Below are 12,977 nucleotides of genomic sequence, written 5' to 3' on the forward strand. Positions count from 1 at the left end.
CCGCACTTTCGCCCGTACGTCTCCTTGACCGATCGCTTCGTCGATTTGCTCGACGAAGCGATCGACGTGGCGGTGCGTATCGGCGGCCCGGATCACTGGCCTGCTTCGGTGGGCCATCACTACCTGGGCCGCGAACGTCTCATCTTCTGCGCCTCGCCCGATTACCTGGCCCACAGCGGCATACCAGCATCGCCCGCCGAACTGTCCCGCCACGATGCCGTGCTCTATGGTAAGGCCGATGGAACCACTGGCCCGTGGCTGTTCGCGCATGACGCGGGAACGATTGAGCGACGCACGATGGAAGGCCGCATCATCGTCGGCAACGGCGAAGCTCAGGTCGCCGCCGTCAAGGCCGGATACGGTATCGCGCAGTTGGCGACATGGCTGGTCAGCGATGAGATTGCACGCGGCGGGTTGGTGCAGATTTTGCCGGAACTGACGACCGGTGGTCTGCCGCTCAATTTGGTGTGGCCCGTCGGGCGGCAACTGCTGCCCAAGGTGGATGCCATGCTGGAACTGCTCGCTGCCGAATTGCGGATCAACTAGCCAGTTGTAGTGATGCACGGCGTTAATGGGATGGACGCCAAGTGGAAAACAAACTGGAAAAACGGTCAGTAAGGCGCTTCATTAAAACAACATGTTACGCCACTCGTCATTTTCGAGGGATCTTCCACTGGACCCCATACAGTAGGTTTCTAATGGTGTAATCTGGGGTCAGCCTGGGAAACGGATAATATTAAACGTTAAACGGGGTTTTCGTTCCATTGACCCTCAAACCCCGATAAGGGGGTTGTACGCCGGAACCGCCGGAAATTTTGTCACCCCAACTTAAGCCCCTCAATCACGGCATCCAAGTCAATTTTTTCCATCACTGATGAATGTATAATGACTATTTAGGGGTTCTAAGCCCTAACCGGCGGGACTTGTCCAACATGCAAAATTTTCAACATACCCCCAGTCAATTCCAGCTAAAATAGCTTCCAAATCAATCGGAAACCGTTTAATTGTAATCGTATCTCGCCATCATCACGATAACTGTCGACTTTTAAAATTAATTAATCAGTCCAATGAAACAAATGAAACATCCTTAAATATTTGATTATAGATAGAATTTTGTTGTTCAATATTTTTAGCCGTAGAAGACATGCCAGACAAAATAGAGAACTGTCCTGTTAAAGTGTTATTTGAGTTTAAAACTGAATTCATATTTTGCTGCTGTACAGCTACTTTCCATTTATTTTCAGTTGTATCATACCACTCGGCACTCACTGTGCCATTATTTTCAGGAAGTAAACCGATGCGCCATAGAGACCAGGTGTTTTTAGGCCAGCCGTAAAGCAGATTTGCACCAGTGTTAGTGGTACTGAATACTGGGGTGTTTATAAAGATCCCATCCATTGGTGTTGTATTGAACTTAATACTTTTAATACTAAGTGGAACTGATAAATTCCAAATAGTTAAATAAGGTGTTGCCTCAGGCAGAGTTTTTCCTGGAGATATATTTGGAGGCATGTATTGTGGCTTACCGTTATATGCAGCACTTAATTGAATTGCAATGTATCCGTAACCAATAGAGCAATACGTGGTTCCAGATGATACTTGTGCCCTTGCACAAATAGTGATTTCAGGGCATGGGGAACAGAATAAATCCATTTCAAAATAGCCATATTTACCGTCAGCCGCACTCGTGGTTGCCAGTGCCATACAGTTACCGAAAGAAACTCCAGATAAAGCAACTGCTTTAAATGTCTTTTTTCCTTGTTCTTCAGTAACTCTCCATGCATTTGTAATGCCGGGTGAGTCAAAAAATATCAAACCACTTTGGGTGTTACCCGAATCCAGCCAAATACCAGACGAGGAACGATTAGGGTACCACTCGGTAGCAGAACAACATGATTCATAAACTCTTCTGTTTAACCAGTATTGATCTGTTCGATAGGGGACGGTGGATAAAGGAACACCTTTATAACCTGAGATAATTTTATTCCATTCCGACTGGGCAAACCATTGGTGAGTTTGCGCATTGTAATGAACATTATCAGATCCAAATATACCAAAATTTGGTGCAACGCCAGTATAGTGTGGAGCATCACGGGGGTCAATGAATGCCCGGCGGGCTGGTTCCGCCGCTACAATAGATTCCAGTGATTGAATAACCTTTTCAGTATTTGCAGGATTATAGACTTGCGACAGCGGATAGAAAAAATGCCAGAAGATATCGTTGTCACCTAAAGCATCATTAATACCAGCCACTATCCGATTAAAATTCATGGCACTTGCCATTGCTGCCGGCGTGTTCAGTGTTTCTGATTCCCATTGGTTCCACTGTATGGCAATTACCCTGGGGTTTTTCCCCAGGGCCCGCAACGAGTCCATTGCCATGCGTAACGTTCTTAATGCCCGAGGATAAAGTGACTCCACATCCGATTCATTTCTGTCAGGTGACCATCTGTTATCACCCGTTGTTCCCTGATACATTCCCTGAGAACCCCAGCCCATTAAAATGACATAAAGGTCAGGTAAAGACAGGCTATTTCCGGAAGTAATGTGATTTTGCCACAAAACCGCAAAGCGGTTAGCCGCATTGACCGGATGATTTTGGTTTCCCAGACCAGAACCTGCTGGCGTACCTATATTGGCGTCACCTAAAGTTGTTAATCCTTTCCAGTTAATAGAGGGGAAAGTAATACTATAAACATCAGATTGGGACAGCGTAAAAACATTAGTTAAGCCTGGAGGTGGAATTTGTTCACTGGCTGGTAATAAGGTGTTATGCCCATAGCTATTTGACTGTCCTAAAACAATAAAAATCGGAGCGTCATTAGGACCCCATGCTGCATTTCCATTAATACTCATGAGTCTTTCTCCTATATAAAAAGGATATATTCATCTAAATAAATTTTAACGATTTTACCCTTGTGATCTACACGATGAACAACAAGCACGTTCTTGGAAAAATCAATTCAGACAATAGCAATGAACATAATGAGCCCCTCCAGTTGAATGATTAACCCATAATTGCACAGATTCCGAACACCCATACAATCAGGAGAAATCCCTTTCATTCAGCAACCATAAAATCATGGATAATAATTTGATGCGGAGTTAAATTGCTTTCCTGAGAATTCGCCAATAGGGTTACTCATCTCCCGTATAGCGCATGCATCGCTGCTATCATCCAGGAGATTAACCAATTGACCAGTTGCCTGAGCCGACAAAATAGCCGCATAGATTGCTTTCCCATATTCATTATCAAGACCAATACCAGTAGAGCGAGCCCAATAAAGTGTTTTGTCTGTATTAGAGTGAGATTGTCCACTAGGAGATAACCAAACCGCCCAATCTTTATATGCATCAGCGCTGACCCACACCTGAACTACATACCCTCCCCCGCATACCTTCATCTCTTTCACTCCAGCCTTTTCAGAGGATAAGGGCACTGTTGGCTGTATAGTGTTTTTATAAGATAGAATTTCAGATGCGCCTGCAATTGTTGATAGCGCCAACATTGATATTATTAACCCATATGACATTGTCTTTTTCATTGCATTTCTCCATAACATTAAATAATTGTATAATTTCATTCAGCTTCAGTACCTGCCTCTGGAAATTATGTCTGGTGGTGCATGCTTATAAAAACGTCGTGACAGTAATTGCATTACCTGAACACGGAATATTCAGTAACAGCTGCAGTTTATACAATCGTTCACTGGACATCCAATAACCACTTAGTGGTCCAATAATAATTTCAACATACTGGTAACGTCAAAAATTGAGTATGTTATATGATAATTACATTCATCCGATTTTAATGAACGTTCCTTTGCGTTTTGTGAGGAGTTAGGGGAACAAATATTCACCCGCCTTATAGCATTAGCTTCGGCGGGACTGGGTAATGGCATGGTGGTGGCGTTGATGAGGCCTCTTTGGCGAGAACGCGAAAAGTATTCACCTGGCTGAGATATCATGATTGGCAATGACTGTGCCGAGTTATTGATAATGGGCACTTGTATTTGGCGCTGATGCGGTGCTATTTGATCCGAATTTCTAGGGGCTGTATCGGGGTGCCTTAACCCAAGAGTATGGCCCATTTCATGGATAATGGTATGTCTAGCTATGTAGCGTGCTATTTCTTCGTGTGGCGTGTTTTGCTCAAAGCTCTCAATAGTATTTCTGTTAATAGGGATTACAAGACCTGTTGGGACATAAATACCCGCCTGGGTTATTCCCAAACGGCTTTGCGCAGATTCATAGCCAGCAGGAACACCGAGAGCAACTATATTGTTATTTGTAAATGAAATTGCCTGCACTCTATAATTAGGAGGTTCCAGTGCGGAGGCTGCTCTTATGTAAAATTCGCAGGATAAGCCGCCCGAAACTCCCGGTATATCTGCTCTAAGGGCGTTATTCCATGTAGTCGCGGCCTCTGCGACCAAATCTTCCAATCTAAACCTATATTCTCTTGTATTTTCACCAACCGTAAAAACCATCACGGGGTTGTCAACAATTCGATATCGGATATACCCGGCATATTCTTGACATGCATCGTAGGGATTATTATTTGCGCCAGACGCTGGTGCAGAAGATACAAAAAAATTAACGTGCCCATATGGGTCTGGTCCTGGATTTAGCTGTGCCTGAGCGCTTGGGATACCATGCATGTACAGGACAAGTATCGCTAATGTATTGTAAATAAACCTTCTTGCTTCAGACACAGGGAGCTTCTCATCAGTTTTTATAAACATAATAGCCAGACCTCGAAAATATGCATGACATCCAGAAAACATGAAACGTTTTCACTAGTAGAGCAGTTTGGTTCCACCTATTCCATAAGGGCATAATATTGTTAGTGCGACAAAAGCTATTGATATTATGTATAAACTAATTTGAGTGTTTGTATCATGAATAAATGGAATCAACTGATAAGAAACCTTCCCAAGGTAGTCCCCAATATTTAGTCGTACCACTCATTAGAGTTCTCTGGTTAAAATACAACCAACGGTAGAACCATCATGAAGAAAACACTGTTTACCGAAACTCAGATCCTGCGGGTCTTGAAAGAAGATTTTGGGAAGGGAAAACTCAACTCAGGATCCTATTGGCAACAGTGCCCTCCTAATAACCTCGTTATCAATTGATTCCATTTATTCATAATGTAAAAAGAAAAATCGGCCTAAAATAATACCACAGCTGATTTTAACCAAGCTCGTTGAAGAATAAACCAACTCGTTAGATGCTACAGAAGTAACTTTTTTCTTTTTTGTGGCACAGTTGCAAAATTGTATTTTTAGCAAAATCAGGCCAATATGGCACAATATACTGTATGTAAAGAATTTATATAGAACTACATATGGCAGGCAAAAAAGTTGTATCCACTATTTGCAACAGTGCCAGACGTGGGAAAGTACGGAGGATTGATTTAATACTAAATTCTTGTCACAAATAATAATAATTAAACTTAATTAATCAGGCTGTAACTATTAATGTTTGCATGGCTACAAATAGCGTTAAAGGGATAACCTTCAAAGTTGAATTCATTAATAATATTTCACACAGGGAATCGAAAACATGAAATTAATTTACGCCTTATTAGTTACGGCTATTATTTATTCAATAAACCTACTTGCAGCACCGCCTCCATATGTTTATCGTTTTGATACCAGAAGCCCAAGTTCATCGGATTATATTTTTGCAAATGGATTCACCGCTTATGGCGATAACGATAATATAATTCAGCATGTTACTGGTGAGTCTGTCGGCGGGGTGACTGGATCAGGTAAAAGTAAAAATAGTGCCTTCATTCCTACGTCAGATGATTTTTCCATAGCCAGAATTTTTGCTGGAATGACTTTTGGGGCCACAAAATCAATTCAAGGCAAAACAGCATGGATATATAAAATAAAAACTGACGAGGCTTTTTATTATGTTCCAGCCACACTTCAGAATATAATTGACAAAGGGTACTACAAAAATTCAAATGACAGCATAGTCAGTATTGAGGAATTGATTAAGGTATACGAGAGTGAACGTGAGTGGGTTGCTGTAAAGCATATAAAAAGCACACAAATAATATCTGCGTTTAGAGTAACTTATAGCCCTGACACGCACACAACAACAATAGGCTCGGAAGAAAAAAATCCATACCACGTTGAAAGCAGTCGAACCCCTATATCCCCCTTCACTTATCATCCCGGTGATACTACTTTAAATGCTATTTACATTTACACCAACATTAAAATGACACCAGACCAATGCATAATTGAAAACACTCAAACCGAAAACCTAAGTGTATCTCAAGAGCAATTGCAAACACCGTGCGGACCGTTAAAAAAATACTCGCCTGCTAATTATGCAGCCATGATCACTAATGTGAAAGCTATAATACCCATTACAACCAACCTCCTTCTAAACTAACTAGGGGTTTGAGGGCCAACCGTACGAAAACGTACGGTAAGCGAAGAATAAACGTCTGAAATATCGATTAGTAGACAACGCTGTCCGTTAAATGCCATTTTTTGATTAAAAAGATACCATTTTAAGGGCGTTTTTCTATGTCCATTATGTTATAACATTTCGGACGGTTGCAGTTTTGTTAAAAAAAAGCCATCAGGTAGGGAGGCCTATATGCCAGTTGATTTTTTGACCACTGAGCAGGCTGAGAGTTATGGCAGATTCACCGGCGAACCAGATGAACTTCAGCTGGCGCGTTATTTTGGGGTCACCCGGGAAAACGGAAATTATCCTACGTTAAGCACGTTTTTTGTACTGCTCTATTTTAGCCGGTCTTAATGCCCTGAATTTACCCGATGCCAGTTTAATATTATTTCGCCAGATATAGTCCCCTGTCAGATTGATATGTTCCCAGCCCAGTGGTGAAAGATGGGATAACAAAACCTCATTAATTCGAATACCCTTTCGTTTCAGTGAATCCAGAGCTCTTTCTATATATACGGTATTCCATAGCACTATCGCTGCGGTGACCAGTGTCAGACCGCAGGCCCGATAACGTTGATTCTCCAAACTGCGATCCCGGATTTCACCAAGACGGTGCATAAATACTGCTCTCGCAAGCGCATTACGAGCCTCACCCTTATTCAGCCCAACCTGAACACGCCGACGTAATGCCGGATCTCGGAACCAGTCCAACATAAATAGCGTTCGCTCTATTCGGCCCAGTTCTCTTAATGCTTTCGCCAGGCCGTTCTGTTTAGGATAGCTGGCCAATTTCTTTAGCATGAGTGAAGCCGTTACTGTGCCCTGTTTAATTGACGCCGCAAGTCGAAGAACTTCACCCCAGTGAGACTTAATATCTTTCAGATTCAGGCGTTGCGATGAGATAATAGATTTCAGCCCGAGATAGTGTTCCGGTTTGCCGGGGATAAATAAGCGTTTGTCAGGCAGATCTCTGATCCTAGGGGCGAAAGCAAATCCCAACAGATGCATCAGGGCAAACACATGGTCAGTAAAGCCGGCGGTGTCGGTATAGTGTTCCTTAATATCCAGGTCACTTTCATGATACAGCAGCCCGTCAAGCACATGGGTGGAATCTCTGACACGGCTAATCACCTGAGTGTGAAAGGGGCTGTATTGATCCGATATGTGCGTATAAAACTGGACGCCAGGCTCCTGACCGTATTTCAGATTAACTTGCCCAGCGTACCGACCACGACTCTCCATGCGGAAATTTTGTCCATCAGATGACGAAGTTGTGCCGTCACCCCAGTATTCAGCTAATGAGTTGTTTTTTTGAGCGTTAACCAACTCCGCCAGCGCTGCCGAATAGGTTTCATCACGCACGTACCATGCCTGAATGCCTTCCAGCGATGAAGAACTGGTTCCCGGACAGGATTCTGCCATTTTACTCAACCCCATATTGATACCATCTGCAAGAATGGTGGTCAGCAGAAGCCTTTTGTCTTTGGGCCGGACATTGTTATTTTTAAGATGAGTAAAGTGACGGGTAAATCCCGTCCAGTTGTCAACCTCATCCAGAATTTCAGTGATTTTAGGATGTGGCAGCATGCCGTAGACTAAATCAGCAACAGGTGAGACGGTTTCCGGCACCTGATTATCCAGAGGCGTAATACGCAACCCTTTATCTGAAATATCAACATCAGGCAAATTCCCTGTTATAGCCTTGGCGTTAACTTCTTCCAGTCTGGACTTCAGCAACGAAAAACGAGAGCCAATGTATTCCTGAAAATCTGTCGGGATAGTCAGCGATAATCCGGCGTTTTTTCTGGTTTTTTCAAAATCATCCTGTGGAATGAGATAGTCGTCAAAATTCTTATACCTGCGTGAACCTTTGACCCAAAGATCTCCAGAGCGCAGTGCTCCTTTCAGCTCGCTGAGCACGCAGAATTCGTAATATTGGCGGTCAATACCCGCTGGGGTAACAACCAGTTTTCGCCAACTCTCCGGTACAAAATCAAGCGGAGCAGAGACCGGAACCTTTCTGAGTTGTTTACGGTACATCTCTCTTACGACATTCAACGCGTCTTCAAGCGGTCTGGCGGCAGGTGTAGCACTAATATCCAATGCAGCCAGCATTTTTGGCGCATATTTTCGTAATGTACTGTATTTTTCGGTAATTAAGTGAAGTGGTTCGTAGTTTTCCTTACGGGCCAGAATACGGGTTTCTTCCAGACTGGATATAAACGCCTGCCAGGGCAGAATCTTTTCAATAGCAGAAAAAGGATCATCACCATATTTGCGTGCATTCATCAAGGCCTGCCCGACAGAAAGATACTGTCTTAGCTTTGCCTGTATGAGTTTACCTGTTTTCTGAAGTCTCTCTGCCTGCGTATGTTTTGCCCTGCTGAACAGGCTGTTCATAATGCGTTCATGTAGTTCAATTATTTCATCTATGAGTGTTGCTCTGGCCTCGGCCACCACACAGACCAGTGTGGCGTGGCGACGTGAAGCAGCAAATTTAGCCAGATCCCTACTGGTCATTTTTCGGCCTTCTCGGGCAAGCTTTAATAACCGGTTTTGATGAATGGCGCGTTCAATACCTTCCGGTAATGCCAATGATTCAATGGCGTTGAGGCGATCAATATGTTGCAGAACATTTTTACCATTTATTTTTCCGGGAGGCTGAAGCAGCCAGGTCAGGCGAGATGGGCGGTTATCACGGGTGACCAACAGAGTATCAAGCGCATTTTTTTGTTGTATCGACAAAGGGTCACTCAGTGCCGAAAAAACGGTTCTATCGCCCAGTGTCATAGCTTCAGCACAGATTCGCTCCAGTACATCCATTGAGGGGGCAATAATGTTTTTATGATGAAAATATAAAAGCAGCTCTTCAGCCAGGAGTATCCCTTTATCAGTCCGCGTTGTTATGGTCGTGAGATGACTGACGCACTCCTGCTGGATCTTATTGCTGAAGGGGGTGAGATCGAGGTAATCGTAGAGTTCTGACAAGTGCTCCCAGCGTGTTTCTTCACGAATGGCGTACTCACCCCAGAGTTCTGCTGATAATTTAAGTTGCTGGGAAATACTTTTGAGTAATGTAGCGTCCGGTAGACTGTTTTTATCAGGAACAAATCCCAGGCCACGTAAATAACAAAGCAAGACTGCAAATCCCAGCTTATTTGCCGGTTTTCGATGTGCGTTGATAAGTGTTATATCCTGTTCACTGAGATAAGCCATGCGTGTTAGGCTGAGTTCATCTTCAGGCAAAGCCATCAGCGCATCTTTTTCAGCGGCAGAAAGGATTTGTCTCCTTGGCATATAGTTTCCCTTTTTGATTATTTAATAAAAAAACCAAAGCATGAAACGTGTATCGCTTAAGAGTACACCCCACGGCGATAAGTAAAACTATGACTAACTCACACTAATGACATAACGTTTATGCGATACTTTGTGCGCGATAACTTATATACGATAGCGTGGAAGAAAATGTTCATTAGAGCCTACCTGAGAGCATCAACCGAAGATCAGTTTGCCGATAGAGCAAAAGAGATGCTGGACCAGTTTGTCCAGGAACGGGGTTATAAAATAGCCAGTTATTACCGGGAAAATATCAGTGGAACGAAACTGGAACGTCCAGAACTTGGACGGTTACTGATAGACAGCCACCATAATGATATTTTACTGGTCGAACAGATAGACCGCCTGACTCGTCTGAGTAACAGCGACTGGATAACGCTGAAGAAACAGATTGAACAACACGAATTGCGGATTGTCAGTCTGGATGTGCCAACATCCTGGCAGGCTTTGACGGACAAAGAGCCAGCGCAAAGTGATCCCGTCACTCGTGCCGTCATTACAGCCATAAACAATATGCTGATAGACCTGATGGCAGCAATGTCGCATAAGGACTGGTTAAGTCGCCGTCTTCGTCAAAAACAGGGCATCGACAGGGCACATTCGTTGGGTAAATACCAAGGTAAACAGGCAGATCGGGAACGCCACCAGAAAGTGATGTACTACCGACAGGTCAAGAAGCTAAGCATTCAGGAAACTGCGGATGCCACGGGTTACAGTTGTTCGCAGGTATGCAGGATACAGGCAATATATCGGGGTGATAAGGAAGGAGCATAGCTATTTTAATTATTGTCTGGAACATTTCAATTATTCAGGAAGGAGCAAAATTGAAGTTAAACTCCCTACAAGAAAAGGCATAGATTCATATGTTGGCGCTGCTCTTAATATTTATTAAGAGATTGTTAATAATTTGTTGCTCCATTGTTTAACATTCGTTTAATAAATAAATAGTATAAGTATTTACCCTTATTTTGCTTTTGTTCGCTTTAGAGCCTACGGGGAAAAATGGTTTTTGTCTGAACACAAGGATAAGTACTGTGTATAAAAATCGCTGCTATATGCCATTCATTCTTTATCCACCCGATATGTATGATGTTTCTGATACAAAATCAGATAACCAACTTATTCAATCACTGGATCTGGAAAGTGACGGAACTGATTTTGTCATGTATCTGTCAATTCCATATTGCCGTGTTTGCTGCAAAGCCTGCCCGTATTTTGTTGACCTGTTACCAATGAATAATGGGAAAAAACAGGAACTCTTAGATCGATATGTTGATGCACTGGTACTCGATCTTAAGCGTCATGCAGCAACGCGTAGGTGGGGGAATTCACGTCTGCGGGGAATATATATTGGTGGAGGTACTGGGTCACTGCTTGAAATTAGTCACCTGGATAAAATACTTTCCACGCTTAGCCGATATTTCCGGCTGGCAGATGACTGTGAGATTACTCTGGAAGGGAATGCCAAGGATTTTAATAAAGAAAAAGCTGTTTTTGTCGCAAACTCTATTATTAATCGAATTTCACTAGGCGCACAATCTTTTCAGCCTGAGGTGCTACAAATCGTAGGTTCACCCCATAAGGCTCAGCAGACAATTGATGCAATTCGCATGCTACAAGATGCAGGTATACATCATATCCAGTTGGATATGATGTATAACATGCCAGGCCACACCCTTGAGCACTGGGAAAAAGATTTTAAAGTACTCCATGAACTGGGTATTAAACATTTAACAACCTACCTCTATCGCGTGACGCCGGGAACCCGTCAGGAATCGCTTATTAAGGCAGGTAAAGTCACGCCCGTTGCAGATGCCGAAAGTGTCATGGTTAAACAAATGCAGGCCATGATCGGGCAGTTTGCTGCTGACGCGGGCATGCGCAACTACATGTATGAGCACTATGCGCTGCCGGGATATGAGTCCAAATATAACCATTGGACCATGAAGGAATGTGTGGACGCGTTAGGTTTCGGTCCAGGTGCGTACAGTTTTATCAATCAGCGTCGCACAGGTATTTCCAAGGATGTTGACCGGTATATTAATGCTGTTCTGAACGGTGATAATACTTTCACTACCGCAAGTATTCCGTTAACACCAAAGTTAAGTCGGCAACGTTATATGATTTTTAATCTTCTTTATTACCGAATTGATAAAGCGCATTACCGTGAGACTTGGAAAACAGAGTGCTACGAAGATTTTAAATCCATTATTGATAGGCTTATTCGTGACAACCTGATACAGGATACCGGAGAAGAATTCATCATCACCGACTCAGGGAAGCACTGGCTGCAAAATATGATGCTGGAGTTCTTTGATGACAGCATGTGGGAGAACTCACAAGCCCTGAGGCAGCAACAAAGTTCTTGGGCAATGAATAACCATATGATTGATATCGGAGCCTCTAAAAAAGAGTTCTGGCTAGCAAGGATGTAATTCATTTACAGGGCGTAATAACTATGATTAATGAAAAATATATCTGGCGCGCTGAAAGCGACGTTGCAGCTATTCTATTTGAGCTGGGAATAACAGGCTCTTCGAATGAAATACTTGATCCCAAGAAAGATATTCGCAACCAACTTGGGCTGGACAGTCAGGAAGTCATGACCCTTGTCGAGATTGTTTCATCTTTGGCAATTTCAGCGAAGCCGCTTCATGAAGATAATGTTAACACTCTTAACGACCTGATTAATTATCTCGTTGCTCATCGGGACAATTGGCTGCATAAAGATGTTCCTTTTATTTTGCAGGGCAGTACTGTTATTAACCGCGATATTGATTCGGTATTTGGTTACATCAAGGATTATCAGCGATGGCCAAAAATATTAAGCCACGTTTCCAAGATTGAACCTGATAACGATGATGGGCGACTGCAAAGTTTCATTATGCACATTGAAGAGTTGGGTACAGGACAAGAGTATTTTGTTAAGTCATGGCGATACGTTAATGAAGAGCTTCGCGTGATTGATTTTTCTCAGCCACTGCCGCCCAAAGGATTCAGGTGTCATAAGGGAGGCTGGCGCTTCCAGTCGTTGGATGAGGGACGAACCCGTCTCATCAGTTACCACGGTTTTTCGCTGTCAGATGACGCAAATGCTGAAGACGCTATTGTTCTCATCAGAAAACACATCCACGCTGCACTGAGTACCTGGGCCCGTTACGGAAACGGTGAAAACAATGCCTGACCTCTGCCTCAACCTGGTGACT

General features: G+C 43.3%; 9 protein-coding genes. 5 read left to right on the top strand and 4 right to left on the bottom strand.

From position 1 onward, the window contains the following. Window positions 1-24: 24 nt before the first annotated feature. Window positions 25-546, top strand: a complete 522-nt coding sequence (locus FFE93_RS00430; RefSeq protein WP_222421225.1) for a LysR substrate-binding domain-containing protein — start codon at window positions 25-27, stop codon at window positions 544-546. A 513-nt stretch (window positions 547-1,059) separates the two neighbouring features. Here the strand turns inward: FFE93_RS00430 and FFE93_RS21450 are convergent. The 3 genes from FFE93_RS21450 to FFE93_RS00445 all read right to left on the bottom strand — a co-directional run bounded on the left by FFE93_RS21450 (window position 1,060) and on the right by FFE93_RS00445 (window position 4,745). Continuing rightward, a complete protein-coding gene (locus FFE93_RS21450; protein ID WP_186367684.1) occupies window positions 1,060-2,856 on the bottom strand; it encodes a hypothetical protein in 1,797 nt (598 codons plus the stop codon). 224 nt (window positions 2,857-3,080) lie between these two features. Next, a complete protein-coding gene (locus FFE93_RS00440) occupies window positions 3,081-3,545 on the bottom strand; it encodes a hypothetical protein (protein WP_138774668.1) in 465 nt (154 codons plus the stop codon). A gap of 183 nt (window positions 3,546-3,728) precedes the next feature. Further along, window positions 3,729-4,745, bottom strand: coding sequence for a hypothetical protein (locus FFE93_RS00445; protein ID WP_138774669.1), 1,017 nt, complete (start codon window positions 4,743-4,745; stop codon window positions 3,729-3,731). A gap of 823 nt (window positions 4,746-5,568) precedes the next feature. Between FFE93_RS00445 and FFE93_RS00450 the strand changes: the two genes are divergently transcribed. Next, window positions 5,569-6,414: a hypothetical protein gene (locus tag FFE93_RS00450; RefSeq protein WP_138774670.1), complete on the top strand. Its 846-nt coding sequence runs from the start codon at window positions 5,569-5,571 to the stop codon at window positions 6,412-6,414. Between the two features lie 333 nt (window positions 6,415-6,747). Here FFE93_RS00450 and FFE93_RS00455 read toward each other — a convergent pair whose 3' ends face one another. Continuing rightward, on the bottom strand, window positions 6,748-9,732 hold the full coding sequence (locus FFE93_RS00455) for a Tn3 family transposase (protein ID WP_138774671.1): 2,985 nt from the start codon (window positions 9,730-9,732) through the stop codon (window positions 6,748-6,750). A gap of 168 nt (window positions 9,733-9,900) precedes the next feature. Between FFE93_RS00455 and FFE93_RS00460 the strand changes: the two genes are divergently transcribed. From FFE93_RS00460 to FFE93_RS00470, 3 genes are all read left to right on the top strand, one after another. Further along, window positions 9,901-10,545 (top strand): recombinase family protein, encoded by a 645-nt coding sequence (locus FFE93_RS00460; RefSeq protein WP_138774672.1) that lies wholly within the window; start codon window positions 9,901-9,903, stop codon window positions 10,543-10,545. A gap of 260 nt (window positions 10,546-10,805) precedes the next feature. Then, window positions 10,806-12,206: a coproporphyrinogen-III oxidase family protein gene (locus FFE93_RS00465; protein WP_138774673.1), complete on the top strand. Its 1,401-nt coding sequence runs from the start codon at window positions 10,806-10,808 to the stop codon at window positions 12,204-12,206. A gap of 23 nt (window positions 12,207-12,229) precedes the next feature. Next, entirely contained in the window at window positions 12,230-12,955 is a 726-nt protein-coding gene (locus tag FFE93_RS00470; protein ID WP_138774674.1) for an SRPBCC family protein, read from the top strand. Window positions 12,956-12,977 lie beyond the last annotated feature (22 nt).

It is taken from the genome of Yersinia sp. KBS0713 (genome assembly GCF_005937895.2).
Taxonomy (GTDB): Bacteria; Pseudomonadota; Gammaproteobacteria; order Enterobacterales; family Enterobacteriaceae; genus Yersinia; species Yersinia bercovieri.